We start from the raw sequence: 26,125 nt of genomic DNA, 5'->3' as shown, positions 1-26,125 counted from the left end.
CCGCGAAGCCCATGTCGCATAGTCGAATCCGTACGCGACGCAACCGACCTCGGCATGCCGAATAATTGAACGCTACCGCCGTCAAGTGGCGGTAGCTGTCCGCCTCCGACAGTTCTCGGCCCGTCACGCTTCATCTGGTATGCCGCGGGCGCCACAGCCCTACGGATGCAAAGTCTCGCCCCGCTCGAGCATGTCGATGAATTCCGCGATTTTGCGCGCCCGTGTTTCCGGCTTTTTCGCGTTCTGTATCCGAAACAGGATCGCATAGCGATTACGGCTGTTCAGCGTCGCAAAAAACTTCCCGGCTTTCGGATTGGCGTCCAAAGCCGCCAGCAGATCGTCCGGCACGATCGAGTTGCTGGCCGACGTATAAGCAGCCTCCCAGCGGCCGTCCTTCCTCGCCTTCTCGATTTCGCTCATGCCGGCCGCGTGCATTCTGCCTGCGGCGATCAACGCTTCGGCCTTGTCCTTGTTGAGTTTGGACCAGATGCTTTTTGCCGAGCGCGGGGTGAAGCGCTGCAACCAGTATTGCTCGCTCTCGGCCTTCTTCTGGCCATCGATCCAGCCGTGGCAGAGGGCGCTTTCCACCGCCTCTTCATAGGTGACGGTTCGCTGCCCCGCACCTTTTTTCGCGAGCCGCAGCCATGCTTCGGCCGACGTGCCACCGTTTTTCCCCAACCAGCTTTCCCATTCGGCTTGACTGGCAAATGTCAGAGGGCCTTCGGTCATGTCACGCCTCTGAATGGTTGAGTATTCAACGACTCGGAAGCCGCCGCTCGACGAACGCGCGGCGGCCACCGGCGCAACCCGTTGCGCACGACCGCCTCAAAGAATCCGGTTCAACGCATCGGCAAACCGCTTCACCGCGCCATCGACATCATGCAGCTTGTCGAGACCGAACAACCCGAGCCGGAAAGTCTTGAAATCCTCCGGCTCGTCGCATTGCAACGGCACGCCCGCCGCGATCTGCAAACCGACATCGGCGAATTTCTTCCCGGTGCGAATACCGTCATCGTCCGTGTAGCTCACCACGACACCCGGCGCCTCGAACCCGGCCGCGGCCACGCTCCTGAACCCCTTCTCCGTCAGCAGCGCACGAATGCGCTCGCCGAGCTCGAGCTGTTCCGCCTTCACCTTGTCGAAACCGTATGCGTCGGTTTCCTTCATCACGTCGCGCAGCGTCGTGAGGCTGTCCGTGGGCATCGTCGCGTGATACGCGAACCCGCCGCCCTCGTACGCTTCCATGATCTGCAGCCACTTGCGCAGATCGCACGCGAAGCTGGTGCTGGTCGTCGCATCGATGCGCTCGCGCGCGAGCGCACTCAACATGACCATCGCGCAACACGGCGATGCACTCCAGCCCTTTTGCGGCGCGCTGATCAGGATATCGACGCCGCTCGCCTGCATGTCGACCCACACGGTGCCCGACGCGATGCAATCCAGCACGAACATGCCGCCGACCGCATGCACGGCATCGGCCACCGCGCGCAGGTACGCATCGGGCAGCATCATGCCGGACGCCGTTTCGACGTGCGGCGCGAACACGAGATCGGGTTTGTTTTCCCTGATCGCGGCGACCACTTCGTCGATCGGGGCCGGCGCATAGGCGGCCTGCCTGCCGGCTTCGACCGGGCGCGCCTTCAGCACCGTCGTTTCGGACGGAATGCTGCCCATGTCGAAAATCTGCGACCAGCGGAAGCTGAACCAGCCGTTGCGGATGACGAGGCACCTCTTGTTCGTCGCGAACTGTCGCGCCACGGCTTCCATGCCGAACGTCCCGCTGCCCGGCACGATCGCGACCGACTGCGCGTTGTAGACTTTTTTCAGCGTGGCGGAGATGTCGCGCATGACGCCCTGGAAGCGCTGCGACATATGATTGACCGAGCGATCGGTGTACACCACCGAATATTCGAGGAGCCCCTCGCGGTCAACATCGGGAAGTAAACCTGGCATGCTCGCCTCCGGTGAAAGATGAACGATGGAATCGGGACAAGCCGCGTCTTCGATTCGATACTGCTCTGCACCAATGCAAATGCGTCATTTCCTCGACGAAAGCAGATTCTAACGAACGCCGCCGGCCGATTGGCGCATATTTTGTCTGCTGCCGGGCCCGGTGTTCGTCGCCGCCGGCCTGCGCCGCCCACATCGCCCCGCTCCGCGTACGGGTTAACGACGCGTGCGCCAGGCATCCCATAACATGTCGAACGGCCCCTTCACGACGGAAATTTCGATGACCTCCTCTCCCGCATCGTCACTGCAGTCGTCAACCGATCCCGCGCTCGCCGAGCGCATCGACGCGGTCCTGTCCCGCCAGCTCGACACGCAGCGCCTCGTCGGCGCGGTCGTCCTCGTCGCCCGCGACGGCGAACTCGTCTATCGCCGCGCGGCCGGGTTCGCGGACCGCGAATCGCGTACGCCGATGCGCGAGGACACGCTGTTCCGGCTCGCGTCGGTGACGAAGCCGATCGTCTCGGCGGCCGCGATGGCGCTCGTCGCACAACGCAAGCTGTCGCTCGACGAAGACGTCACGCGCTGGCTGCCCGCGTTCCGTCCGGCACTGCCCGACGGCCGCGTGCCGACGATCACGGTGCGCCAGTTGCTCGTGCATACCGCCGGTCTCGACTATCGCTTCAACGAAACCGACGCAAACGGCCCCTATGCGCGCGCCGGTGTCTCCGACGGGCTCGACGGCGCATCGATCACGCTCGCCGAAAACCTGCGCCGGATCGCGAGCGTGCCGCTGCTGTTCGCACCCGGCACCAACTGGAACTATTCGCTGTCGATCGACGTCGTCGGCGCGCTGATCGAGGCCGTCTGCGGCGTGCCGCTCGCCGACGCGGTCGATGCGCTCGTGCTGCGCCCGCTCGGCGCACGCGACACGGCCTTCGTCGCACGCGATCCCGCGCGGCTCGCCACGCCGTACGTCAACGACACGCCGCAGCCGCACCGGCTCGCCGAGAACGAGACGGTGCCCATCGTCGAAGGGTTCGTCGGCGTCACGTACTCGCCGTCGCGCGCGCTGAATGCACAAGCGTTCCCGTCGGGCGGCGCCGGAATGGTCGGCACCGCCGGCGACGTGCTGACGGTGCTAGACACGCTGCGCGCGGGCGGCGGCGCGATCCTGCCCGCCGAGCTCGTCGACGAGATGGGCCGCGTGCAGACCGGCGATTTCGAATTGCCGGACCTGCCGGGCGCGGGTTTCGGAATCGGCTTCTCGGTGCTGCACGATCCGCAGGCAGCCGCGTCGCCGGAATCCGTCGGCACCTGGCGATGGGGCGGCGTCTACGGTCATTCGTGGTTCGTCGACCGCGCACGCGGACTCACCGTCGTGTCGCTGTCGAACACGCTCTACGAAGGCATGAACGGGCAGTACACGCTCGATCTGCGGGATGCCGTCTACGGCGCGGGGTAACCGGCCGCGCGGCAAAAAAAGGCCCGACGGAGTCGGGCCAACGGGTTTGAGACACAAGGAGAATCCCGCCCACCCCATACCGGGCCGTCACGCCGTGCTACACGACGTTCTTCTCGACGATCGGCCGGTTTTCGAGCACGCGCGCCCAGCCGAGCGACGACAGGTCGAGCGTGTCGTAACGCCCGCCCAGAATGAGTTCACTGACGCCACGCCCCGTCGCCGGCCCTTGCTGCAGCCCGTGGCCGCTGTAGCCGTTCGCGAACACGACGTTGTCGAGTTCGGGGTGGTAGCCGATGATCGCGTTGTGATCGAACACGTTGTACTCGTAGTAACCGGACCAGCAATTCTCGACGCGCAGCGCCTCGAATTCCGGCACGCGGTGCGCGAGCGTCGGCCAGATCACGTCGTCGAACAGCGCGTGATCGACTTCGTCGAGCGGCAGGTCGTCCGGGTCGCGATCCGGGCTCGGCGACGTGCCGCAGATATACGTCCGCCCTTCCGGCCGGAAATACACGCCGGTCGGGTCGATCAGCAGCGGGCAATCGGCGAGCTTCGCCGGCGACGATACGTTGAAGATGCTGCGCCGCCGCGCATACACGGGAATGTCGATGCCCATCATCGACGACAGCGTGCGCGTCCACGCGCCGGCCGCGTTGACCAGCGTGTCGCATGCGTAGCGCTCGCCGTCGCCCGTCACGACGTGCGTGATCCTGCGGCCGTCGCGCACGACGTCCTTCACGTCGGCGGCCACGTAGCGCGCGCCGAGCGCCTGCGCCTTCTTGCGCAGCGCCTGCACGAGCCCGTAGCCGTCGAACCAGCCTTCGCCGCTCACGCCGTACGCGCCCGACACGAGATCGTCGACGTTGAGCCACGGAAACTTCGCGCGCAGCGCGGCGCCGTCCATCAGCCGGATATCGGCGCCGAGGCGCGTCTGCAGCGCATGATTCTCGCGCAGCGTCGCGTCGCCGGCCGGCGTCGCGAGGAACAGGTAACCGCCTTCGTGCAGATCGATCGACGGCCGGTTGCCGTCCACTTCGAGCCGTTCGCCGATCGTGCGCAGGAAGTCGATGCCGAACAGCGACATCTCGATCGACAGCGGCGTGGAGAACTGCTGGCGAATCGACGCGGCCGACAGCGCCGACGACGATCTCGCATAGGTGGGATCGCGTTCGATGACGGTCACGGCGACCGTGGGATCGGTGGCGCGCAGGAAATACGCGATCGAGCTGCCGATCACACCACCGCCGACGATGACGACTTGAGAACTCACGACTGACTCCGGTTGCACGTAATAGGCTTGGGGCCGCTCACGCCGATGACGGGCTTGGCGCCGCCCTTCGCCAGCCGGCCGCGCCCGTGGGTGGTTCGTGCCGCGACTCGCGCGGCGTCGCGCGGGCAGGCTTCCTCGACGATCGCTTCGGCTATTTCAGCACGTCCGGCATCGCCGCGAAAGCCCGCTCGCCCGTGTTGCGTTCAGTCCGCCGATTTCGTCGTGACGGGCTGCCACGCGGCGTTCTTCACTTCATACAGCGTCGAGCTCGGGTTCTTCAGGTCGCCCGTGTTCGTGAATGCGATCGTGCCCGTGATGCCGTCGTAGCGCGTGCCCTTGAGCGCGCCGTTGAAATCGGCCGGCTTCGTCGAGTTCGCCTTCTGCATCGCATTGATCGCGATCCACGTCGCGTCGTATGCGAACGGCGCATACGCGAGCATGTCGACGCCGTACTTCTGCTTGAATTTCGTTTCGAACAGCTTGCCCTTCGCGAGCCGCGACAGCGGCTGCCCGTACTCCCACACCGACGCGCCTTCGGCCGCGTTGCCGGCCAGCCTGATGAAGTTCGCGTTCATCACGCCGCCGCCCGCGAGGAACTGCGCGCGGATGCCGAGCTGGCGCATCCGCTTCACGAGCATCGCGGCCTGTGCGTCGAGGCCGCCGAAGAACACGAGGTCGGCATTCGTGCTCTTGATCTTCGTGAGCTGCGCGCTGAAGTCGACGGCCTTGTCGTTCGTGAATTCCCGCGCGACGATCGTGCCGCCGTTCGCCTTCACGGCCTTCTCGAACTCGTCGGCCTCGCCCTGGCCGAACGCGGTGCGATCGTCGATGATCGCGATGCGCTTCGCCTTCGTCACGCTCGCCGCATACGCACCGGCATTGCCGGCGTTCTGCGTGTCGGTCGCGATCACGCGGTACACGGTATCGAGCCCGGCGCGCGTGATGTCGGGATTGGTCGCCGACGGCGTGATCATCGGAATGCCGGCCTTCGCGTAGATCTTCGACGCGGGCAGCGTCGTGCCCGAATTGAAGTGGCCGATCACGACGGCGACCTGCGCGTCGGCAAGCTGCTGCGCGGCCTGCACGCCGGTGCGCGGATCGCTCTGGTCGTCCTGCGACGCGATGACGAATTTCACCGGCTTGCCGCCGACGGTCGTGCGCGCGGCATTCGCTTCGTCGACCGCCATGCGCACGCCGTTCTCGATGTCCTTGCCGTATGCGGCGCCGCCGCCCGTCAGCGGGCCGGCCACGCCGACCTTGACGATCGTCTCCTGCGCCCGGGCCGCGCCCGTCTGGAACGCGAGAAGCGCGGCGGTCAGTGCAACGCCGGAAAGCGAACGAATGCGGAACGTCATGGCAGTCCTTCTTCTGAGGGTCGGGATGCAACGCGCGAGGGTCGCGCGTCGGCAACCTCCTGCGCGCCGGTGATGCCTTTCCGTGCCGCGGCGCGTGCGACGCGCCGATCCGGCCGGACGATTACCGCGGCTCCGTCTCCGAAGAACCTTTCATCGCGAAAGAGGTGAATGGATTGTGGGTAGCCAATACCCGTGCAGCAAACGAAATATCGGAACTACGTTGTGAGGATTTGTCATCAAGTTCCGTGGTCATGGCCGATCCACGGCCCGTCCGTCCGTGGACCGTGGATGGAAGTCTTCAGCGGGGGAATGGCGGCCGCGCCGCTGGATAAAGGCCGGCCATGGTCATGCCGGCAACGCATCATCGTTGCAACGCCGGCTGGCCTTCGCGACGCCTGCGAGGCGCCGCGTCATCGATTAGTGCCGATCGGTGCCCTTGTGGTTGCGCACCGCGTCGGCGGCCTCGCCGGCCTTCTCCTGAAGCTTGCCGGCCTGCTGTTCAGCCACGCCTTCCGCTTCGGTCTCGCGGTCGCCCGTCACCTTGCCGAGTGCTTCCTTGACCGAACCCTTGACCTGCTTGAGCTTGCCCTCGATGCGATTCCTGTCCATGGTCGTCTCCTGCGATGGTTGAGGAAAGCCGGCGATGCCGCGCCCCTGCACGGCGCCGCCGAGTGGACAGGATCGCAAGCACGCGCCGCGGGCGGCAGATGCGGATGCACCAGTGCGCCTGGTGCATTCGTACCGCCGCGGTCAGTCCTTGCCCTTCGCACCGCCCTTGTCGCCGCGCGCGCCGTTCGCCTCGGCCGCGCCGACGATCCCGCGCTCGCGCGCCCAGACGATCGCCTCGCCGCGGCTGTGCACGTCGAGCTTCGCGTAGATCGTCGCGACGTGGTTGCGCACGGTGTTCGGCGCCAGCCCGAGGCGGCCGGCGATCTCCTTGTCGGCCAGGCCGTGGCACAGCAGGTCGAATACGTCGCGCTCGCGCGCGGTCAGGTCGGACAGCTGCGCACCCGCATCCGGCGCATTCGCGCGCCGCACGTTCGCGAGCTTCTCGATCAGCGTGCGGCTGAACCACGACGCATCCTGCATCGCGGTCTCGATCGCATAGACGAGCTCCATCTCGGTACGCTTGCGGTCGCTGATGTCGAGCAGCGCGACGAGCAGGCAGTCGCGCCCGTGGATCGCGACGGGGTCGGCCGACACGACGCAATCGCGTACGTCGCCGTCGCGCGTGCGGATCTGCACGTCCGCATTGCGCACGTTGCCGTCGCGCGCGAGCCGGCCTTCGACGCGCGACCACACGCCGCGCTCGGCCCACAGCCCGATCTCGTCGGCGGATTTGCCGAGCAGGTCGCCTTGCGCGTGGCCCGTCAGCGCGGCAAACGCGTCGTTCACGTCGAGCAGCTCGAAACGGTCGGCCGTGACGATCGCGGTCGCGACCGGCGCCATCCGGAATGCCGTCGCGAAGCGCTCCTCGCTTTGCATCAGCGCGCGCTCGGCCTGCTTGCGCGGCTCGAGATCCATGAACGTGAACAGCATGCACGCCTCGCCGTTCATGTCGATCGGCTGCCCGGCGACGACCACCGCCTTGGTGTTGCCGTCGGCAAGCTTCAGCACGGCTTCCATCTGCGGGATCGTCGCGCCTTCGCCGAGCCGCTCGATCGCAAGCTCGCGCCGCTCGGCCTGTTCGAGCACGTCGATCTCGTACACCGAACGGCCGAGCACGTCGTCGCGCGCGTACCCCGTCATGTCGAGAAAGCCCTGGTTGACCTTCACGTAGCGCAAGTCGTCGAGCCGGCAGATCACGGCCGGCGCCGGATTCGCGTTGAAGGTGCGCTCGAAGCGCTCCTCGGCGCTCGCCCATTCGGTCGCGTCGTGCAGCACGAGCGCGAGGCAATCGGGTGCGCCGGCCGCGTTCGTCAGCACCAGGCTGCGGATGCGGTGAACCCAGCTCACCGACTCGTCGGCCGCCGATTCGACCTCGACCGTCACGTCGCTGAACTCTTCGCCGGCGATCACGCGATCCATCGGATAGTGGCCGTCGCGCACCGGATGGTTGTTCCGGTAGCGCAGCCGGAATCGCTCGCGGTATTCGGTGACGTCCGCGCCGAGCGCCTTCAGCTCGGTCACGCCGTGCATCGCGAGCGCGGCCTCGTTCGCCCAGACGATCCGCTGGTCGGGTTCGATCAGGATCACGCCCTCGGTGAGCCCGGCGATGATCTGGTGCAGTTGACGCCGGTCGGTATGCGACTTGAGCGCCTGTTCGTCTACTTGTTCGTTCATCGAATCGTTGTCCCTGTCGTCGACATGAGCGCCGGCCGAGCGCCCGTTGCAGTGGCACGCCCCGGCCGGCGCGTGCGGCGATGATCGCGTGCCGCGCAACGGCCCGACAGGCGCGGATGCACTATCTCGAATAGTACATTCGCACGCCGCTCGCGATCGTGCGGTGCCCCGCCGAACGGCACAATGCGGCCCGCGCGCCCGTCGTGCGGCGTTGCCCGGATCATGGTGCACGTCGCGAGTTCGCCCGTTCATTCCGTCCCCGGTGCAAACGCACTAGCCGATCAGGTGAATTTGCGCGATGTCCGCTCGCGTTCGCGTCGGTACGCTGGTACTGCATCGGCGCTCATGCGCTGCCCTTTCATACCGCAGAGGAGGACACCCGGATGAAACAGCATCAGACACCCGATCCGACGCGGCCCGAACCGCCCCCGGACAATCCGCCCGAACCGGCGCCGGGCACCGACCCGCCGGTGCCGCTGCCGCCCGACGTGCCGCGGCCGGACATGCCGCCGCGCGAGCCCGGCTACGACACGCCGATCGCCCGCTAAGGCCCGGGAACGCACGGGAACGATCCGTGCTCGCCCATTGATTCACCCGCCAATCGAAGGAGAACATCAATGAACAAGACCTCGCACCTTTCGACACTGCTCGCCGTCAGCGCGGCCTTCCTGCTTTCCGCTGCCCCGCTCACGAACGCGCACGCCCAGGCCTCGTCGACCGACAGCGGCATGGCGACCGAATCGAGCCAGCCGGTGACAGACACATGGATCACGACCAAGGTGAAGAGTGAGCTCGCGACCACCGACGGCGTGAAAAGCACCGACATCAGCGTGAAGACGGTGGACGGCGTCGTCACGCTCACGGGCGTGCTGCCGACGAAGACCGCCGTGAAGAAGGCCGTCGCCGTGACGCGCGCCATCAAGGGCGTGAAGCACGTCGACGCGTCCGGCCTGAAGGCGAAGGCCTGAACCATCACGCGGCCGCGTGCCGCACTTTTCTCCCCTTACGAAAGGAGCACACCATGAACGAAGACAAGATCAAGGGCCAGTGGAAGCAGCTCACCGGCAAGCTGAAGGCCAAATGGGGCAAACTGACCGACGACGATCTCGCGGTCGCGGAAGGCAATCGCGATTATCTGGCCGGCAAGATCCAGGAGCGTTACGGCATTGCCCGCGACGAAGCCGAGAAGCAGTTGAAGGAATTCGACCGCGAGCTGTAACGCGCCAGTCGTCTCACCCCGCCGCGACGCGCACCGCGTCGCGGCCACGAGGAGGACAACGACATGGGCAAGTATCTGATCGCATGGCTGCTCGGCGTACCGATCGGGCTGCTGGTGCTGTTTTATCTGGTCACGCACCTCTTCTGACGCACGCGACGCCCCGTCGACGAACGAAAACGGGCCGGCGGCTGAAACCCAGCCGCCGGCCCGTCTGCTTTTGCATGCGGTACGTGACGCGTCGCGCTTACTTCGCCGCGTTCGCCGTCATCTTGAAGATGCCCTGTGCGTTGCCCGCGTCGAAGCGCAGGTCGGTCACCCAGCGGCGCGCCGTCTGGTCGAACGTGCGCTTGCGCGTGATGAACTCGTAGAACGAACCCGGCACGTTGCGCTTCACCGTGCCGCCGTCGCGGGTGCGGAACTCGCGCTCGACGGTATCCGCGCGATAGGCGGTCTGGAACACGCGGCCCGAGCGCGAGCGTTCGACTTCCGGCTTCATCGGCCGGCCCTTCGCCTTCTCGTCTTCGGCCAGCTTGAACACGTCGGCGACGCGGTCGGTCGCGTGGTTGAATGCATTGCCTTCGGTCGCGATCCACGCCATTTCCGCCGATTCCATCAGCAGCGTTTCATAGTCGAGCTCGTTCGGCAGATCGTGCTGGCGCGCGAACGCGCCGACGATTTCCGGCAGCAACGCGTGCGCGTCTTCCAGCGACAGCCAGCCTTCGCGCTCGACTTCCCACAGCAGCGCGACGGCCGCCGGCGACAACGGGTCGCGCGACGAGCTGACGACATTCGTCACGGCCTGCTGGAATTCCTTCGAGAAGCGCTCCGGATGCAGTTCGCTGACGAAGAACTGCGCGATTTCGTCCGGCGCGTCCTCATGCGCGTACGCCCGGCCGGTCATGCCGAGCTTGTCGAGCGGGTAACGGCCGTTCAGGCGGAAGCCGAGCGGACGCAGGATGCGCGTGAACGCGGCCTCGCCCGGCGGCAGCGCGCCCGTGTGCGGCCAGCGCACCGTGCGCAGCGCGCCGTGGTCGAAATAGACCGAACCGCCGCTTTCGATCGTGTCGGCCGTGTACGCGCGGCCGTTCGCCGAACGCTCGAGCAGTCCTTCGAACAGCGCCATGTTCATCGCCTGCGCGATTTCCGCGCGCGTCACGACGCCGTCTTCCCATTCTTCGAGGATGGCCGGCATGTTCAGGGTCGAGAACAGGGCGTCGGTCTTCGCCTGTCCCAGCAGCTTCGTCAGCAAGCTGTCGATATTCGGATTGCGCATCAGGATTCTCGTCTCGGAAGGCCCGCCGGCAAACGTGCCGGCCATTCGTCGGCCGGCCGCCCAGCGGGCGCCTAGCCTTGCACGGGAAGCATTATTCAAAGGGTTGCAGCGGGGCGTAAAGCGAGATTAAATTGATATGTGATGAGTTTTTGGAATTATCGGCCGGTTCTTCGCAGGCGTTTCACCCCGACGCCGCAAGGATCCCTTCTCGTCAGACAAATCAAGGGCCCGTTTAGAGATGGAATACCCCGTTCCCATGACGTTCCATCTCTAAACGGCCCCCGACATCATGCGCAAATTCAAGATCCCCAACATGGGCGCGCTCGTGGCTTTCGAAGCCGCCGCCCGCCACGAGAGCTTCACGCACGCGGCCAAGGAACTGTTCCTGACCGAAAGCGCGGTGTCGCGGCAGATCGCGACGCTGGAGGCGAGCCTCGGCGTGCGGCTGTTCGCGCGCGTGAAGCAGCGCGTCGTGCTGACGCGGGCCGGCAAGCTGTACGGCACGCAAGTGCGGCGCGCGCTGGAAACGCTCGACCGCGACACGCTGTCGATCATCGCGCACGGCAGCGGCGGCGGTTACCTCGAGCTCGCGGTGCTGCCGACCTTCGCGTCGCACTGGCTGATCCCGCGCATCAAGAGCTTCTACGACCGCACGCCCGACGTGCGCGTGAACATGGGCAGCCGCACCGACCTGTTCTCGTTCGAGGACACGCACTTCGAAGCCGCGATCCACTACGGCAAGCCGACCTGGCCCGGCACGTCGTCCGACTACCTGTTCGGCGAGGAAGTCGTGCCGATCTGCTCGCCGGCGCTGCTGGACGGGCCGGTCGAGCGCGTCGAGGATCTGCTCGCGTATCCGCTGCTGCACTCGACGACGCGCCCCGGCGCGTGGGCGCAGTGGTTCGAGACGCACGGCGTCGAGGACATCCGCACGATGCAGGGCGTGCGCTACGAACTGCACACGATGCTGATCAGCGCGGCCGCGGCCGGGCTCGGCGTCGCGCTCGTGCCGAAGTTCTTCGTCGAGGAACAGTTGCAGCAGCTCGGCCTCGTCGTGCCGTGCGATGCGGCAACCGTCGGCGATTCGGCGTACTACCTCGTGTATCCGACCGAGCTCAGCCACAGCAAGCCGCTGGAATCGTTCCGCAGCTGGCTGCTTGAACAGGCGAGCGCGTATGCGGCGCCGGAGCGCGACGCGCACGACGCCGCAGAGGAAGACGACGAGGACGTCGAGTAACGGCGCCGTCGCGCCGGCGCGCCGGCGTCATCGCGCGGCTGCGCGGCTGCGCGGCGGGCAACCGCATTGTCACGCACCGCGTGCGTTACATGTGCCACTTCACCGTGGCGGTCAGCGTACGCGGATCGCCGGGCATGTTGTACAGGTCCGCGTTGCCGTGCGCGGCGATGAAGTAGCGGCGATTGAACAGGTTGTCGAGCGTGAGCGTCACGTCGACCTTCTTGCTCCGATAGCCGGCGCCCAGGTTGAACACCGTAAACGACGGCAGCGTGACGAGATCGCTCGCCGACGTGTAGCGCGCCGACTGGAACTGCATGCCGGCCGCCGCATAGAAGCCGTACGGCAGCTCGCGCTTGAGCCACAGGTTCGCGCTGTGGCGCGGCATCAGCCCCGGCGTGTTGCTCGACACCGCGAGGCCGGCCGCCGTCGACTGCGCGGATCCGTCCACCGTGCCGTTCAGGTACGCGTAACCCGCATACACCGACCACTTCGGCGCGATCTCGCCGGTGAAGCCGAGCTCCATCCCGCGCACGTGCTGCGTGCCGATCGGCAGCGCATAGCCGGGATTCGCCGGATCGCCGATCTGCTGGTTGGTCTGGCGCATGTCGAACAGCGCGACGCTGGCCGTCGCCTTGCCGCCGAGGTCGAAGCGCGAGCCAACCTCATACGCGGTGGTCTTCTGCGGCGCGAGCGCGGCGCCGTTCGAGAACGCGCCGGAGCTGATCAGCGTGTCGGCCAGCGGCGAGAACGACTGGCTGAACGACCCGTACAGCGTGAGCCAGTCGAGCGGTTCGTAGATCAGGCCGACGCGCGGGCTCCACGCATGATCGGTGCGCTCGAGATTGACGTTCGACGACGTGTAGTCGTGGCGGGTCTGGTTCAGGTAGTCGAAGCGCAGGCCCGCGAGCACCTTCCAGTGTTCGGTCAGCGAGATCAGATCCTGCGCGTAGACGCCCGCGAGCCCGACGACGGTCGACGCGTTCGTCTTCGCGCGCGCGCCGGTCGGCACGCCGGGCAGCACGACCGGCTGCGGATTGAAGAGATCGTAGGTCGCGACCTTCGTCACGCTGTAGATCGTGTCGAACTTCTGCTGCTGCGACAGCTCGAGCCCGTACAGCAGCTCGTGACGCATGCCGAACAGCGACGTCTTCTGCGTGAGCTCGAACAGTCCGTCGATGCCGTGATCGGTGCGCTGGCGCGTCGACTGGTCGAGCGTGACGACCGGGTGCGCGGCCGTCTTGATCGGCTCGTACGTCACGTAGTTTTTCCGCTCGAGCGAGAAGTCGTACGCGCGGATCGCGCCGTGGAACGACAGCGAATCGTCGAAGCGGTGATCGAGCGACACCGTCGCGCTCTTCGCGGAGACGTCGTTGTAAGAACTGTTCCCCCCGTCGGCCGACCCGTAGTACGTGTTGATCGGCACGTCGACAGGCCGGCCGCGATACGCGGGCAGGCCCTGATCGGACGTGCGGCGGTCGTGCAGATAGTCGAATTCGACGTTCAGCACCGTGTCGCGGTCGAGCTTGAACTGCGCGGACGGCGCGATCGCCTGCCGGTTGAGCTGGAACCGGTCGCGGAAGCTGTTCGAATTCTCGGCCGCGCCGGTCATCCGAAAGCGCGCGGCGTCGTTCGGGTTCCAGCCGAGGTCGAATTCGCCGCGCCGCTCGCCTCGCGTGCCGAGCGTCACGCCCACGTCGTTCACCGGGGTCGCCTGCGGCCGCTTCAGCACGCGATTCACGATGCCGCCCGCCGAGCCGCGCCCGTACAGCACCGCCGCCGGCCCCTTCAGCACCTCGACACGCTCGACGTTCGACAGGTCGCGGTAGTACAACGCATCGTCGCGAATGCCGTCGACGTACTGGTCCGTGATGCTGTTGAAGCCGCGGATCGTGATCTGGTCGCGCTGGCCGTCGCCGACCGAGAAGCCGACGCCCGGCACGTTGCGCAATGCGTCCTGCAGCGACGTCGCGTTCTGATCCTCGATCACCGCGTGCGGCACGACGTTCACGGTCTGCGGCACGTCCATCAGCGACATGTCGGTCTTGGTCGCCGCGCGCGAATGGCCGCCGTCGTACGACGCATGCTCGGCGGCCGCGTTGACGGAAATCGCGGGCAGGGTCGCCGCGGCGTCGGCCGCCTGCGCAAACGAAGTGCGGGCGCCGGCCAGCGACGTGGCAATCAGAAGCGCATGGCACGCGCTCGTGTTGAGTTTCATCGTGAACGTAGAAGGTGGTGAAGAAAACGGCGAACGAGAACGCGCCGGCCCGCGCGCACGTCGCGCGTCGAATCGGCCGGCGACGCCCTTTTCGCGAAAACGACGATGCGCGTGGAGGATTGCCCCGTCGCGCAGTCCGTGCGGCGAGCGGCCGGTACGAATCGCTGCCGGGCGGCTCAGCCGGCACGAAAAAAGCCGTGACGCCCCGTCACGGCTCGTAATGCGGCGAAATAATAAACGAGAATGATTCGTGTTTTTAGTTAATTTTCAACGTGTCGCCTGGCCGCAACGTGAGCGCGCATCGCGCTCTGCATTCCTGACGAATGCCTTTCCGTTTCGGGCCCTTGAGCGGCTTGTTTCGTAATAGAAACGAAAGATTCGAATCGGCCGCCTCATGCGGCAACGATCGGTAACGCGCGGGAATCGGGATACGACGACGGGGAAACTGGAGAGGATCGCGAAGGACCGGATCGAGCAGACGGAACGGACTCAACGGTCCGGTGTGCGCCGGACCGGGCAACCCCGACCCGGCGCTCCGGGCAGCCGACCTCGTATCGGCAACGCGGCGGATCTTCTTCTGTTCTTCACTACGTCTGCTCTCAGGCTCGCTGCATTTTTTTCCTCGCCGCGCTGCGCCATTATCCACGCAATTCGGCAGAAGTAAAACGTTTGCGTCTGCACCACGGCCGTTATATCCGGGATTCGGACACATTCTTTCGGAATGCTTTCTGTCATTGCGGCACGTATCGACCCATGTTGCATTCGTTGCGGCGTTCCTTTTAAATGGAACTGGTTCCATTCGCTGAATCGACGCTATTTGCGCGTGACGCGCCGTCGCGTGCGCGTCATGATGCGGATTCAGGATCGAGGACCGTTCAGCTCAGGATTCGCTTCGCCCGTCCCTTCCCGGACACCCCGTCAAACGAGACCGTCATGCCCGATTCCGCCTCCCTGCAGCACCTGTTTCCCGCCTTACAGGACATCCCCGCCGAATTCCGGCTGGCTTCGCCGATTCACCAGCGCGTGTCGCTCGTCGACGGCGAATTGCGGCCGTGGGACGGCGCAACCAAGACCGTGCTGTCGCCCGTGTGCGTGCGACAGGCGGACGGCAGCGTCGAGCAGGTCGAGATCGGCAGCTACCCGGTGATGGGCGAAACGGAAAGCGACGCGGCGCTCGACGCCGCGGTGCGCGCGTACGACGCCGGCCGCGGCGAATGGCCGACGATGAAGGTCGAGCAGCGCATCGCGTGCATGCAGGACTTCATCAAGCGGATGGTCGCGCAGCGCGAACTCGTCGTGAACCTGATCATGTGGGAGATCGGCAAGAGCCTCGCCGATTCGCAGAAGGAATTCGACCGCACCGTCACCTACATGACGCAGACGATCGACGCGCTGAAGGAGCTCGACAACACGAACTCGCGCTTCGTGATCGCGGAAGGCACGATCGGCCAGATCCGCCGCACGCCGCTGGGCGTCGTGCTCTGCATGGGCCCGTACAACTATCCGTTGAACGAGACGTTCGCGACGCTGATTCCGGCGCTGCTGATGGGCAACACCGTGGTGTTCAAGCCACCGCAGTACGGCACGCTGCTGTTCGAGCCGCTGCTCGAGGCGTTCCGCGACGCATTCCCGAAGGGCGTGATCAACACGATCTACGCGCCGGGCGCGGTGGTCGTGCCGCACATGCTCGCGTCGGGCAAGATCAACGTGCTCGCGCTGATCGGGTCGAGCAAGGTGGCCGATCACCTGAAGAAGCAGCACCCGAAGTCGCACCGGCTGCGCGCGATCCTCGGCCTCGACGCAAAGAACGCGGCGATCGTGCTGCCCGACGCCGATCTCGACCTCACCGTGAAGGAGTGCCTGCTCGGCGCGCTGTCGTTCAACGGCCAGCGCTGCACCGCACTGAAGATGCTGCTCGTGCATCGCTCGATCGTCGACGAATTCCTGAAGCGCTTCACCGCCGCACTCGAACAGCTGAAAATCGGCATGCCGTGGGAAAAAGGCGTCAGCATCACGCCGCTGCCCGGCATGCATCGCACCGCGTACATGACCGACGCGATCGACGACGCGAAGGCGAAGGGCGCGCAGGTCGTCAATCGTTCGGGCGGGGAATTCAGCAAGACGCTGTTCTACCCGGCCGTCGTGTATCCGGTGTCCGAGGGGATGAAGCTGTACCGCGAGGAGCAGTTCGGGCCGATCATTCCGGTCGCGCCGTTCGACGACGTGGAAACCGCGCTCGACTACGTGACGACGTCGGATCACGGCCAGCAGGTCAGCATCTTCGGTTCCGATCCGGCGCAGATCGGCGCGCTCGTCGATCCGCTCGTGAACCAGGTGTGCCGCGTGAACATCAACTGCCAGTGCCAGCGCGGGCCCGACGTGTTCCCGTTCGCGGGGCGCAAGGATTCGGCCGAGGGCACGCTGTCGGTGAGCGATGCGCTGCGCGCGTTCTCGATCCGCTCGATGGTCGCGGCGAAGCAGACCGACGCCAGCAAGCAGCTGCTCGACTCGATCGTGTCGGATCACCACTCGAAGTTCATCAATACGGGCTTCATTTTCTGAAGCCGTCCTGATCGATGCCGGGCCCCCGTCGCACGCCGGTGCAGCGGGGCGCTTCCGGCATGCGTCGCCCTGCTAGACGTTCGTCACCAGCAGCCGGACGCCCGCCACGCCGAACACGACGGCCAGGCATGCTTCCATCGCGCGACGGCCGCGCACGTAAAGCCGCCGCGCACCGTCCATCGAGAACACCAGCGCATAGCCGCCGAACACCATGCAGCCGATCGCGAGGCAGCCCGGGACGACGGCGCCGTGCGCCCCGCCCGCGCCGTTCGACGACAGCGCGACGATCGACACCCACACGAGAATCGCCTTCGGATTGGTCAGATGCAGCATCGCGCCGCGCACGTAGAAGCGCGACAGCCGCTGCTCGCGCGCCGCATTCGCCGATGCCGACGGCGGGCCCGACAGCGCCGTGCGCGCCGACTTGAACGCGAGCCACAGCAGGTACAGCCCGCCGAAGACCTTGATCGCGACCAGCAGCTTCGACCACGCGAGCAGCGCGGCCGATATGCCGAGCGCCGCGACCGTCGCCCAGAACATCGACCCTGAAATCACGCCGAGCGCGAACGCGAGCGCCGCCTTGCGGCCCTGGTTCGCGGCGACCGACATGATCGCGAGATTGCTCGGCCCGGGGCTGGCCGTGCCGATGAAATAGGCCGTGTAGGCAAGCAGCAGGTTGGCCGAGACGAAGGTATGGGCGCTCATGTCGAATCTCGCGGGGACGATCCGGAGATTGTTGGCAAACCTGCGCCTTCTGCCCATGGACAATTGTGCGTCCGATCGGTGGGCCAGTTGGATGGCCACGCAACCGATCGCCCGCCGCCGGACCGTCTCTGTTTTGAAACAACCGGCGTGCTCGCCGCCGTTCGCGCGATGCGACAGCACACGTTCCGCGCAGCGGTTTACCGTCGGCGGACGCACGGCGGGCGCGGCGGAACCGCACGGCACGCGTCGTTCCGGCCGTTCGCAGGGGAAACGCGCGACGCGCCCGAGGCCCGCGTTACGTTACATCCGTGAAGCATTTCGCGTCGGCGCGCCGTTTCGGGCGCCCGACGCAGTCCACCTCGCGCCCGTAGATATCCTCCTCGATCGCCTGCGCAATCCAGTCCCGACGGGACTCGCCGACCGACGGCGGATCGCGGCTCAACATTGCTCAACAATCGTCTGGCGGCGCTGGTACGGAATCTGCATTCCGTTCGGGCAGAAGCCGCGCGCGGGACTGCGCGGACATGATTCACCCTCGGGCGCGTCCGCGGATACGCCCGTACGTATGCACACGCAACGAGGCTCTTCATGGATGCGCAGCCCAACTCGTCCGATTCGTCGTTCCAGGTCTTCCTCGCGAAGGTGCTCGAACAGCCGCTGCCCGACTGGACCGAAAAACAGCAGATGGAACTCGAGATGGCGCGCACGCTGTCGACGCAAATGGTCACGCTCGCCGAAGACATGCGCGGCCGCGCGCCCGATCTCGCGCGCTGCCTCGTGCTGCTCCGCTACGCGAAGGTGCTCGACTTCATGCTGACGTCGCTCGCCGCGCACCGCGACATTCATCCGCAGACGCTGCGCACGCTGTTCCGGCTCGCGAACCTGAAGGTCGACGACGCCTATCCGGTGTGAGCCGGCGCAACGGATCGCGTGTCGCGCACGGCCGTTTCGGCAACCCGACCCACCCCGCACACGCGCGGCGCGCCTGCCCCTCCCCGTAAACGGAGGTACAATCGCGCGCCATGAACGCACTTCGCCGCTTCCTGCTCCGGCCAGGCGTCGCGCGACGGTTGCTGTGGGGGTTCCTCCTCGTGACGCTGCTGTCCCGCGCGCTGATGTCGGGCGCCGTGATGCTCGATCCGGACGGTCCGGATGCGGGCTCGGTGGTGCTGTGCTCGGGCCGCGGCCCGCTGATCGTCACCGGCGCCGCGCTGGCCGCCCGCTTCGACGCGAGCGCGCCGATCACGCCGGCCAACGATGCGCTCGCGCTCGTCGATGCACTGAAGCATGACGCGCATGCCGACAAGGCGGCCTCCTCTGACAACGGCGACAGCCTGTGCGCATTCGGCGCCGCGCTGTTCACCGCGCTCGCATCGTTCGTGCTGCTGGTGCTGCTGTTTCCCGCGGCGCCGCCGCGGCGCTTCCGGATTCACTTCGACAGTCTTCCTTTCGTGCGATCGATATTCGACGATCGCCCGCCCTCCCGCGCTCCTCCTCTGTTCTGCTGAACGTTCCGCCCCGTGGCGCATGCACGTCGACGTGCATGCGCGTTCACGCCGTTCGTTTCGCCCGACCTGATTCACGCGTTCACCCGAATGCCCGCATCGCGCGGGCGACGCCGCCCTGCGCACCGTTTGCGCAGCGTGCCGCGCCGCCTGTTGCGGCGATGCACGCACGCGGGTGCGACGCACGTTGACGGCAGCCGGCCCGCGCCGGTCCCGCCGCTCGACGAACCCGAGGAGTTCACACCATGTCGACCACCGTCGATCGGGCCATCTCGCCCGCCCGTTCCGCCAGCGCCGGTTACCGGACGCTCTGGCGCTGGCATTTCTATGCCGGCCTGTTCGTGATGCCGTTCCTCGTGATCCTCGCGATCACGGGCACGCTCTACTGCTTCCAGCCGCAGATCGAACCGCTGCTGTATCCGCACCGGCTGGTCGTCGAACCGCGCGCGACGCCGCGGCTCGATGCCGACACGCTGCTCGCCCGCGCACGCACCGCGATGCCGGCCGGCGCCACGCCGGTGTCCGTGCAGGTCGCCACCGCGCCGGACCGCAGCGCCGAGTACGTATTCCGGCTGCGCGACGGCAGCCGCGAGAGCGTATACGTGAACCCGTACGACGGCAGCGTGCTCGGCACGCTGAGCGTCGAGAACCGCTTCATGCAGGTCGACCGGATGCTGCATCGCAAGCTGCTGCTCGGCAAGACCGGCGAGTTGCTGATGGAGCTCGCCGCCTGCTGGACCTTCGTGATGATCGGCACCGGCGTCGCGCTGTGGTGGCCGCGCGGTACGGCCCGCGTCGGGCGCGCGCTGCGGCCCGACCTGTCGCTGCGCGGCCGGCCGCTGTGGAAGAGCATTCACGCGTCGGCCGGCATCTGGCTCGCGGCCGGCACGGTCGCGTTCATCCTGACGGGGCTGCCGTGGTCGGGCTCGTGGGGCAAGAATTTCAAGGCGCTCGCCGCGACCGTGAACCTCGGCGCGCCGGAAGGCGCGTGGGGCGGCGGGTCGATCCGCTCGACGCGCCCGGGTGCCGCCGTGACGGCCGGGCAGGCGCCTGCGCAGGCGGTCATGCCGTCCGGCCATCACCACGATTCCGGCGAATCGATGCCGGGAATGGTGATGGACGACCTGCCGTTGCCGCAAACGCCGTGGGCGGTCGGCAACGTGCCCGTGCCGCATTCGCCGTCGGCGTCGGCCCCTGCGCCGCTGCCGCTGGCCCGCGCGATCGCGATCGTCGCCGGGCTCGGCGTAACGAGCGGCTACACGCTCGCGTTGCCGGCCGGCGCGGATGGCGTGTTCACCGCGTCGTACTTTCCGGCCGACCCGAAGGCCGAACGCACGATCTATGTCGACCAGTACAGCGGCGCCATCCTGAAGGACATCCGCTACGACGACTACGGCGCGGTATCGAAAGCCGTGTCGTACGGCACGTCGCTGCACATGGGCCGTTATTTCGGGCTCGCGAACCAGATCCTTTGCGCGGTGTTGTCGCTCGGGCTGGCCGCGATGGCCGTCACGGGCACCGTGATGTGGTGGAAACGCCGCCCGGCCGGGAAGCTGGGCGCACCGTCGCGCGAACGCGGTACGCCGCCGATGCGCGGCTGGGTCGCCGGGCTCGTGCTGCTCGGCATCGTTTTCCCGTTGATGGGGCTGACGCTCGTCGCGGTCTGGCTGCTCGACCGGCTGCTGTTCGGCCGCGCGGCCCCGGCCGCAGCGTGATCGACGCAAGCGCCTCCCCCATTCGAAGGAAACCGAAACGATGAAGTTCAGATCGATGCTGCCCGCTGCCGTTCTCGCGGCGCTCTCGCCGGTCGGGCACGCACAAGCACAGGAAAGCGGCGGCGACGGCACCGGCGCCACGCTCGCACCGATTCGCGTCGACGCGCAGAAGGCACCCGCGCTGACGCAACCGCTCGACACCGGCAGCCATCTCGGGCTGTCGCCGCTCGAAACGCCCGCGAGCGTCGAGCAGATCGGCCGCGCGACCCTCGACACGCGCGGCGACAGTTCGATCGTCGACGCAGTAAGCCGCGCCGCCGGCATCAGCGCGTCGCCGCATCCCGGCAACGGCGATTCGGAGCTCGCCGCGCGCGGCTTCGTCGGCGCGTCGTCGGTCACGCAGCTCTACGACGGCGTGCGCCCGTACGGCGCGATCGGCGTCACGTTCCCGTTCGACACGTGGTCGGTCGACCATATCGACGTGCTGCGCGGCCCCACTTCGGTAATCTACGGCGAAGGCGCGATCGGCGGCGTGGTCAACATCGTGCCGAAGAAGCCGACGCGCACGCCGATCCGCAACGAGTTGCAAGTCGGCGGCGGCACCGAAGGCACGGCGCGCGCCGCGTTCGGCAGCGGCGGCGCGATCGACGACAAGCTGTCGTACCGCTTCGACATCAGCGGCAACCGCTCGTCGAACTGGGTCGATCGCGGCGACTCGCGCAACCTGTCGGTGTCGGGCGCGCTGCGCTACGACGTGACGCCCGACCTGTACGTGACGGCGTCGTACGCGCAGGGCTTCCAGCATCCGATGCGGTATTTCGGCGCGCCGCTCGTCGGCGGCGCGCACGATCGCGCGCTCGACGAGAAGAACTACAACGTCGGCGACGCCGACATCGCGTTCCGCGACAGCTGGGCCACCGTGTCGGCGAACTGGCGGCCGAGCGACGGCCTGAACGTGACGAGCACGCTGTACCGGATGAAGAGCAATCGTCACTGGAAGGATGCGGAGTACTACACGTACGTGCCGTCGAGCGCGCAGGTGCGGCGCAGCAGCTACACCGAGATCTTTCACGATCAGGAACAGTACGGCAACGTGACGACGGCCACCGTCGACAGCGCGCCGTTCGGGATGCGCAACACGTTTTCGGCGGGCATCGAGTTCAACCACACGACGTTCCAGCACGACAACAACTCGCCGTATTCGGGCACGTCGACGGTCGATCCGTTCGACTTCGATCCGGGCGGTTTCATCAATACGGCCGGTACGTTTCCGAAGTACCGCAGCCAGTCGAACCAGTACGCGCTGTTCGCGGAGAACCGGCTCGCGATCACGCCGCGCTGGTCGGTGATCGGCGGGCTGCGCTACGACCATGCGAGCGTGAACCGCGACGATCTCGTGAACGGCGGCGCATTCACGAAGGTGTTCGCGAACACGGGCTGGCGCGTCGGCACCGTATACGACGTGCGGCCCGGCCTCGCCGTGTACGGCCAGTATTCGGTCGCGGCCGATCCGGTCAGCTCGCTGCTGTCGCTGAATGCGTCGAAGGCGAACTTCACGCTCGCGACCGGCCGGCAGATCGAGATCGGCGTGAAGCAGTCGTTCCTCGACGGCAACGCGGAATGGACGCTGGCCGCGTACCGGATCGTGAAGAGCAATCTCCTGACGGCCGACCCGGCAAACCCGAACCAGTCGATCCAGGTCGGCCGGCAGTCGTCGCGCGGGCTGGAGGCGACGGTCGGTGCGGAGATCGCGAAGGACTGGCGCGTCGATGCGAACGTGTCGATCCTGCGCGCGAAATACGACGATTTCCAGCAGTCGGCCGGCGGCGCGACCGTATCGCGCGCGGGCAACGTGCCGGTGTCGGTGCCGCAGCGTCTGGCGAACCTGTGGGTGAGCTGGCGCTTCGCGCCGGACTGGACGGGCATCGCGGGCGTCAAGTACGTCGGCAAGCGGTTCGCCGATACCGCGAACCAGCTCGCGATGCCGTCGTACACGACCGTCGACCTCGGCCTCGCGTGGAAGCCGCGCAAGGACACGACGATCACCGCCCGCGCGTACAACGTGTTCAACCGTCGCTACGTGCAGTCCGCGTACTACAACGAGACGCAATATCTGCTCGGCAACGACCGGCGGTTCGAGGTGCTCGCGAACTACCGGTTCTGATGCAGCGCGCCGCCGCGTGCGCGGCGGCGGGTCGGTCAGCCTCCGGTATCGCTGCGGCCGACCCGGACGCATCGATCAAGTACGCGGCCCCGCCATCCACTTCCGGTAGCGTCGCGTCTGGCACTGCGCGGCCAGTTGCTGCTTCACCAGCGCGCGCAGCGGCGACACCCGCGGGTGCGTGCGACGCCCTTCGCTTAGCCGCGTGAGCTGGAACTTGACGACGGCCATGTTCGCCAGCGCGCCCAGCGCCTTGTTCTTCCACCGGATCGGCGCCAGCACCGGCGCGCTGTCCTTGCCGGCGCGCCAGTCGCGCGGCAGGTTCGGGTCGATCGACAGCGCGGTCGCGATGCCGACCATCGCCACGCCGCTGTTCACGACCTGCTCGGCCACCGCACGACGCCGGATCCCGCCCGTGACCATCAGCGGCATGCGCGCGACGGCCGTGATGTCGCGCGCGAATTCGAGGAAATACGCTTCGCGCGCGAGCGTGCGCCCGTCGCGCGCCTCGCCCTGCATCGCCGGCACTTCATAGCTCCCGCCCGACAGTTCGACGAGATCGACGCCGAGCGGATTCAGCAATTCGACCACGCGCTTCGCGTCGTCCGCGCTGAAACCGCCGCGCTGGAAATCGGCCGAATTCAGCTTCACCGCGACGGCGAAGGCCGGCGATACCGTCGCGCGCACCGCCTTCACGATATCGAGCAGCAGGCGTGCGCGATTCTCGATGCTGCCGCCCCATCGATCCTGCCGGCGGTTCGTCAGCGGCGACAGAAACTGGCTCAGCAGATAGCCGTGCGCCGCATGCACCTGCACGCCGGTGAAACCGCTTTGCTCCGCGAGCTGCGCGGCACGCACGAAGCGCTGCTGCACGTCGGCGATATCGGCCGCCGTCATTTCCTTCGGCACCGGAAACTGCTTCGACAACGCGCCGAGCGCGAGCGGCACGGCCGACGGCGCGAGCGTCGTCTGGCCGAGCGCCGCCTGCATCTGGCGCCCCGGGTGATTGATCTGCATCCACACGTGCCCGCCGCCCGAGCGGGCGATCCGCGCCCAGCGGCGGAAACGGTCGAGATGCGCGTCGCTTTCGAGCACGACGCCGTTCGGCCCCGTCATCGCGCGGCCGTCCACCATCACGTTGCCGGTCAGGATCAGGCCGGCCTGACCGTCGGCCCACGCCTGGTACAGGCGCAGCAACGCATCGGACGGCGCGTGGTCCGCATCGGCCATGTTTTCTTCCATCGCGGCCTTGGCCAGACGGTTCGGAATCACCGCCCCGTTGGGCAGTGTGAGCGGCGCAAACAGATTCATGGTGGCAGATCCTCGATTGACGATGGCCCACGATAACTTTAAAGTCAACTTTAAGGTCAAGCCTTTTTGGAGCCCCCCATGAAAATCGGCGAACTGGCGAAGGCGAGCGGCCTCGCGGCGTCGCGCATCCGCTTCTACGAAGCGAGCGGCCTGCTCGAACCGGCCCGCCGGCAGGCGAACGGCTATCGGGAATACGGGCCGGAAGCGTTGACGCGGCTCGCGATCATCGACCGCGCGCAGCGCGCGGGCTTCGCGCTCGACGAGATCCGCGCGGTGCTGCCGCCCGATCTCGGCGCATGGCCGCGCGACGAACTGCTGGTCGCGCTGCGGCACAAGGTCGGCGAAATCGCGCTGCTCGAACGGCGGCTCGCGCAGAACCGGCAGCATCTGGAAACGCTGATCGACGCGATCGAGAACAAGCCGGCGGGCGAGGATTGCGCGGGCGCCGCGCAACGGATGCTCGACCGGCTGTGCGAGCAGGCCAGCGAGCCGCTGGAGCCGGCGCCCGTGGCGCGGCCGGCGCGCAAGCGGGCGTGATGGATTGTGCCGTGGGATTACGCTGCGTCATCCATCGATCGATGCGCGCCGCGGCCTGAAACACGATGTGACGCGGTTGCCGCGCTTTGCTTACGTCGCAGGTAATCGACGCGCGCCGCCCGCGCCACGATCATGGCTCCAACGACTCTCGAACCGCATCCCGCCAAGGAGCCTGCCATGACCGCCTACGCCATCGCCCACCTGCACGACGTCGACATGTGCGACGACATCGTCGAATACCTCGAACGCATCGACGGCACGCTTGCGCCGTACGACGGCCATTTCGTGATTCACGGCGCACGGCCCGAAGTACGCGAAGGTGTATGGCGCGGCGATCTGATCGCGATCGCGTTTCCCGACCTCGACACGGCGCGCGAATGGTACGAATCGGAGGCGTACCGGCAGATCCAGCCGCTACGCGCACGGCACGCGAGCGGCCCGCTGATCCTGATCGACGGCGTCGACGAGCGGCACAAGGCGACCGACATTCTGCGTTGATGCCTGACGCAGGCGACGCTTACGACGCCTTCCGCTCCATCGGCTCGCCCACGACGAAGCCGCCGCCCTGGAACCGCTGCGCGGGATCGTCGTACTCGGCGGTCGGCGCCGTCACCGGAAACAGCCCGGCGAACTGCTCGGAGCTGTCGCGCGGGCGGAAGCCGAGGAAGCCGGCCTTCGTGTTGTCCCACCACTTCACCGGGTTGTCCGACGCGCCGTACACGATCGCGTGCCCGACGCGATTCGTCAGCAGCGAGCAGCGCACGAGCTCGATGAAATCGCGATAGCTGAGGAACGTGACGAGCATGCGCGGGTTCTTCGGCACCTCGAACGACGAGCCGATCCGCAGGCAGACGGTTTCGATCCCGAAGCGATCGAAGTAGTAGCGCGACAGCGATTCGCCGAAGCACTTCGTCACCCCGTACAGGCTGTCGGGGCGCAGCGGCGAATCGGCATCGAGCACTTCGGTGACCGGATGAAAACCGATCGCATGATTCGAGCTCGCGAACACGACGCGCTTCACGCCGTGCTTGCGCGCGGCTTCGTACAGGTTGTACGTGCCGGTGATGTTCGCGCCGACCAGATCGTCGAACGGCGCATCGACCGAAATGCCGCCGAGGTGAACGATCGCGTCCACGCCGTCGACGAGCTGCATCACGGCCGGCCGGTCGGCCAGGTCGACCACGCGGATTTCTTCATGCGCGGCCGCGTCGCCCAGCGCCGCGATATCGCTGACACGCACGACGTCGGCCCAGTCGGCGAGCGCGCCGCGCAACTGGCGGCCGAGGTTGCCGGCCGCGCCCGTCAGCAGCAGGCGGCCGAACGGTTTGCGCGCGGCGGTGGATGAGGCGTTCATCGAATCTCCTT

Annotated in this window: 24 protein-coding genes; 12 read left to right on the top strand and 12 right to left on the bottom strand. The window is 66.9% G+C overall.

The window, feature by feature from the left end:
* Positions 1–159 precede the first annotated feature (159 nt).
* Positions 160–729, bottom strand: coding sequence for a YdeI family protein (locus tag WT97_RS20110; RefSeq protein ID WP_059794871.1), 570 nt, complete (start codon positions 727–729; stop codon positions 160–162).
* A 96-nt stretch (positions 730–825) separates the two neighbouring features.
* Complete coding sequence (locus tag WT97_RS20105; protein WP_060354227.1) at positions 826–1,953, bottom strand: aminotransferase class V-fold PLP-dependent enzyme; 1,128 nt, start codon at positions 1,951–1,953, stop codon at positions 826–828.
* Positions 1,954–2,230: 277 nt separating this feature from the next.
* On the opposite strand from WT97_RS20105, the gene WT97_RS20100 reads away from it, so the two are divergent.
* Positions 2,231–3,412, top strand: a complete 1,182-nt coding sequence (locus WT97_RS20100; RefSeq protein ID WP_060354265.1) for a serine hydrolase — start codon at positions 2,231–2,233, stop codon at positions 3,410–3,412.
* A gap of 97 nt (positions 3,413–3,509) precedes the next feature.
* Here the strand turns inward: WT97_RS20100 and WT97_RS20095 are convergent, their stop codons facing one another.
* From WT97_RS20095 to WT97_RS20080, 4 genes are all read right to left on the bottom strand, one after another.
* Positions 3,510–4,682: an FAD-binding oxidoreductase gene (locus tag WT97_RS20095; protein WP_059503912.1), complete on the bottom strand. Its 1,173-nt coding sequence runs from the start codon at positions 4,680–4,682 to the stop codon at positions 3,510–3,512.
* A 203-nt stretch (positions 4,683–4,885) separates the two neighbouring features.
* Complete coding sequence (locus tag WT97_RS20090; RefSeq protein WP_060354226.1) at positions 4,886–6,037, bottom strand: branched-chain amino acid ABC transporter substrate-binding protein; 1,152 nt, start codon at positions 6,035–6,037, stop codon at positions 4,886–4,888.
* A 417-nt stretch (positions 6,038–6,454) separates the two neighbouring features.
* On the bottom strand, positions 6,455–6,646 hold the full coding sequence (locus WT97_RS20085; RefSeq protein ID WP_027782241.1) for a CsbD family protein: 192 nt from the start codon (positions 6,644–6,646) through the stop codon (positions 6,455–6,457).
* Positions 6,647–6,787: 141 nt separating this feature from the next.
* Positions 6,788–8,320, bottom strand: a complete 1,533-nt coding sequence (locus tag WT97_RS20080; RefSeq protein ID WP_034205537.1) for a helix-turn-helix transcriptional regulator — start codon at positions 8,318–8,320, stop codon at positions 6,788–6,790.
* Positions 8,321–8,703: 383 nt separating this feature from the next.
* On the opposite strand from WT97_RS20080, the gene WT97_RS34625 reads away from it, so the two are divergent.
* The 3 genes from WT97_RS34625 (at position 8,704) to WT97_RS20070 (ending at position 9,539) form a co-directional block, all read left to right on the top strand.
* Positions 8,704–8,868, top strand: a complete 165-nt coding sequence (locus WT97_RS34625; RefSeq protein ID WP_179949403.1) for a hypothetical protein — start codon at positions 8,704–8,706, stop codon at positions 8,866–8,868.
* Between the two features lie 69 nt (positions 8,869–8,937).
* On the top strand, positions 8,938–9,288 hold the full coding sequence (locus WT97_RS20075) for a BON domain-containing protein (RefSeq protein ID WP_059794883.1): 351 nt from the start codon (positions 8,938–8,940) through the stop codon (positions 9,286–9,288).
* Positions 9,289–9,341: 53 nt separating this feature from the next.
* Positions 9,342–9,539, top strand: a complete 198-nt coding sequence (locus WT97_RS20070) for a CsbD family protein (protein ID WP_034205539.1) — start codon at positions 9,342–9,344, stop codon at positions 9,537–9,539.
* 244 nt (positions 9,540–9,783) lie between these two features.
* Here the strand turns inward: WT97_RS20070 and WT97_RS20065 are convergent, their stop codons facing one another.
* Positions 9,784–10,812, bottom strand: a complete 1,029-nt coding sequence (locus WT97_RS20065; RefSeq protein ID WP_060354225.1) for a DUF1338 domain-containing protein — start codon at positions 10,810–10,812, stop codon at positions 9,784–9,786.
* A 289-nt stretch (positions 10,813–11,101) separates the two neighbouring features.
* Here WT97_RS20065 and WT97_RS20060 point away from each other — a divergent pair, with 289 nt between their 5' ends.
* Entirely contained in the window at positions 11,102–12,049 is a 948-nt protein-coding gene (locus WT97_RS20060) for a LysR family transcriptional regulator (RefSeq protein WP_059503920.1), read from the top strand.
* 85 nt (positions 12,050–12,134) lie between these two features.
* On the opposite strand, the gene WT97_RS20055 is transcribed toward WT97_RS20060, so the two are convergent.
* Positions 12,135–14,264 carry a TonB-dependent siderophore receptor gene (locus WT97_RS20055; RefSeq protein WP_060354224.1) on the bottom strand — a complete coding sequence of 710 codons (2,130 nt, stop codon included), beginning with the start codon at positions 14,262–14,264 and terminating at the stop codon, positions 12,135–12,137.
* 933 nt (positions 14,265–15,197) lie between these two features.
* On the opposite strand from WT97_RS20055, the gene WT97_RS20050 reads away from it, so the two are divergent.
* Positions 15,198–16,826, top strand: coding sequence for an NADP-dependent glyceraldehyde-3-phosphate dehydrogenase (locus WT97_RS20050; protein WP_059794895.1), 1,629 nt, complete (start codon positions 15,198–15,200; stop codon positions 16,824–16,826).
* Positions 16,827–16,898: 72 nt separating this feature from the next.
* Here WT97_RS20050 and WT97_RS20045 read toward each other — a convergent pair whose 3' ends face one another.
* Positions 16,899–17,531, bottom strand: a complete 633-nt coding sequence (locus tag WT97_RS20045; RefSeq protein ID WP_060354223.1) for a LysE family translocator — start codon at positions 17,529–17,531, stop codon at positions 16,899–16,901.
* Positions 17,532–17,826: 295 nt separating this feature from the next.
* Entirely contained in the window at positions 17,827–17,976 is a 150-nt protein-coding gene (locus WT97_RS34620; RefSeq protein WP_179949798.1) for a hypothetical protein, read from the bottom strand.
* 143 nt (positions 17,977–18,119) lie between these two features.
* Between WT97_RS34620 and WT97_RS20040 the strand changes: the two genes are divergently transcribed.
* From WT97_RS20040 to WT97_RS20025, 4 genes are all read left to right on the top strand, one after another.
* Positions 18,120–18,443, top strand: coding sequence for a hypothetical protein (locus WT97_RS20040; RefSeq protein WP_060354222.1), 324 nt, complete (start codon positions 18,120–18,122; stop codon positions 18,441–18,443).
* 110 nt (positions 18,444–18,553) lie between these two features.
* Complete coding sequence (locus WT97_RS20035; RefSeq protein WP_060354221.1) at positions 18,554–19,039, top strand: hypothetical protein; 486 nt, start codon at positions 18,554–18,556, stop codon at positions 19,037–19,039.
* A gap of 242 nt (positions 19,040–19,281) precedes the next feature.
* Positions 19,282–20,751, top strand: a complete 1,470-nt coding sequence (locus WT97_RS20030; protein ID WP_060354220.1) for a PepSY domain-containing protein — start codon at positions 19,282–19,284, stop codon at positions 20,749–20,751.
* A gap of 40 nt (positions 20,752–20,791) precedes the next feature.
* Complete coding sequence (locus WT97_RS20025; protein ID WP_060354219.1) at positions 20,792–22,915, top strand: TonB-dependent siderophore receptor; 2,124 nt, start codon at positions 20,792–20,794, stop codon at positions 22,913–22,915.
* A 75-nt stretch (positions 22,916–22,990) separates the two neighbouring features.
* On the opposite strand, the gene WT97_RS20020 is transcribed toward WT97_RS20025, so the two are convergent.
* Entirely contained in the window at positions 22,991–24,223 is a 1,233-nt protein-coding gene (locus WT97_RS20020) for an NADH:flavin oxidoreductase/NADH oxidase family protein (RefSeq protein ID WP_059503933.1), read from the bottom strand.
* A 78-nt stretch (positions 24,224–24,301) separates the two neighbouring features.
* Here WT97_RS20020 and WT97_RS20015 point away from each other — a divergent pair, with 78 nt between their 5' ends.
* Together WT97_RS20015 and WT97_RS20010 are read left to right on the top strand one after the other, a co-directional pair.
* On the top strand, positions 24,302–24,760 hold the full coding sequence (locus WT97_RS20015; protein WP_059794914.1) for a MerR family transcriptional regulator: 459 nt from the start codon (positions 24,302–24,304) through the stop codon (positions 24,758–24,760).
* Between the two features lie 177 nt (positions 24,761–24,937).
* Positions 24,938–25,258, top strand: coding sequence for a DUF1330 domain-containing protein (locus WT97_RS20010; protein WP_059503937.1), 321 nt, complete (start codon positions 24,938–24,940; stop codon positions 25,256–25,258).
* Positions 25,259–25,277: 19 nt separating this feature from the next.
* Here WT97_RS20010 and WT97_RS20005 read toward each other — a convergent pair whose 3' ends face one another.
* A complete protein-coding gene (locus tag WT97_RS20005; RefSeq protein ID WP_059503938.1) occupies positions 25,278–26,114 on the bottom strand; it encodes an NAD(P)-dependent oxidoreductase in 837 nt (278 codons plus the stop codon).
* Positions 26,115–26,125: the final 11 nt, after the last annotated feature.

The sequence above is a fragment of the Burkholderia sp. MSMB1459WGS genome, from assembly GCF_001534535.1.
Taxonomy (GTDB): Bacteria; Pseudomonadota; Gammaproteobacteria; order Burkholderiales; family Burkholderiaceae; genus Burkholderia.
Note: the sequence above shows the minus strand (reverse complement) of the source record. Positions and strands in the feature narration are given on the sequence as shown.

Excerpts from the sequence above, each read along its gene's own strand:
- WT97_RS20110 (WP_059794871.1), bottom strand. The coding sequence starts at position 729 with ATGACCGAAGGCCCTCTGACATTTGCCAGTCAAGCCGAATGGGAAAGC.
- WT97_RS20105 (WP_060354227.1), bottom strand. The coding sequence starts at position 1,953 with ATGCCAGGTTTACTTCCCGATGTTGACCGCGAGGGGCTCCTCGAATAT.
- WT97_RS20100 (WP_060354265.1), top strand. The coding sequence starts at position 2,231 with ATGACCTCCTCTCCCGCATCGTCACTGCAGTCGTCAACCGATCCCGCG.
- WT97_RS20090 (WP_060354226.1), bottom strand. The coding sequence starts at position 6,037 with ATGACGTTCCGCATTCGTTCGCTTTCCGGCGTTGCACTGACCGCCGCG.
- WT97_RS20085 (WP_027782241.1), bottom strand. The coding sequence starts at position 6,646 with ATGGACAGGAATCGCATCGAGGGCAAGCTCAAGCAGGTCAAGGGTTCG.
- WT97_RS20080 (WP_034205537.1), bottom strand. The coding sequence starts at position 8,320 with ATGAACGAACAAGTAGACGAACAGGCGCTCAAGTCGCATACCGACCGG.
- WT97_RS34625 (WP_179949403.1), top strand. The coding sequence starts at position 8,704 with ATGAAACAGCATCAGACACCCGATCCGACGCGGCCCGAACCGCCCCCG.
- WT97_RS20075 (WP_059794883.1), top strand. The coding sequence starts at position 8,938 with ATGAACAAGACCTCGCACCTTTCGACACTGCTCGCCGTCAGCGCGGCC.
- WT97_RS20070 (WP_034205539.1), top strand. The coding sequence starts at position 9,342 with ATGAACGAAGACAAGATCAAGGGCCAGTGGAAGCAGCTCACCGGCAAG.
- WT97_RS20065 (WP_060354225.1), bottom strand. The coding sequence starts at position 10,812 with ATGCGCAATCCGAATATCGACAGCTTGCTGACGAAGCTGCTGGGACAG.
- WT97_RS20060 (WP_059503920.1), top strand. The coding sequence starts at position 11,102 with ATGCGCAAATTCAAGATCCCCAACATGGGCGCGCTCGTGGCTTTCGAA.
- WT97_RS20055 (WP_060354224.1), bottom strand. The coding sequence starts at position 14,264 with ATGAAACTCAACACGAGCGCGTGCCATGCGCTTCTGATTGCCACGTCG.
- WT97_RS20050 (WP_059794895.1), top strand. The coding sequence starts at position 15,198 with ATGCCCGATTCCGCCTCCCTGCAGCACCTGTTTCCCGCCTTACAGGAC.
- WT97_RS20045 (WP_060354223.1), bottom strand. The coding sequence starts at position 17,531 with ATGAGCGCCCATACCTTCGTCTCGGCCAACCTGCTGCTTGCCTACACG.
- WT97_RS34620 (WP_179949798.1), bottom strand. The coding sequence starts at position 17,976 with ATGTTGAGCCGCGATCCGCCGTCGGTCGGCGAGTCCCGTCGGGACTGG.
- WT97_RS20040 (WP_060354222.1), top strand. The coding sequence starts at position 18,120 with ATGGATGCGCAGCCCAACTCGTCCGATTCGTCGTTCCAGGTCTTCCTC.
- WT97_RS20035 (WP_060354221.1), top strand. The coding sequence starts at position 18,554 with ATGAACGCACTTCGCCGCTTCCTGCTCCGGCCAGGCGTCGCGCGACGG.
- WT97_RS20030 (WP_060354220.1), top strand. The coding sequence starts at position 19,282 with ATGTCGACCACCGTCGATCGGGCCATCTCGCCCGCCCGTTCCGCCAGC.
- WT97_RS20025 (WP_060354219.1), top strand. The coding sequence starts at position 20,792 with ATGAAGTTCAGATCGATGCTGCCCGCTGCCGTTCTCGCGGCGCTCTCG.
- WT97_RS20020 (WP_059503933.1), bottom strand. The coding sequence starts at position 24,223 with ATGAATCTGTTTGCGCCGCTCACACTGCCCAACGGGGCGGTGATTCCG.
- WT97_RS20015 (WP_059794914.1), top strand. The coding sequence starts at position 24,302 with ATGAAAATCGGCGAACTGGCGAAGGCGAGCGGCCTCGCGGCGTCGCGC.
- WT97_RS20010 (WP_059503937.1), top strand. The coding sequence starts at position 24,938 with ATGACCGCCTACGCCATCGCCCACCTGCACGACGTCGACATGTGCGAC.
- WT97_RS20005 (WP_059503938.1), bottom strand. The coding sequence starts at position 26,114 with ATGAACGCCTCATCCACCGCCGCGCGCAAACCGTTCGGCCGCCTGCTG.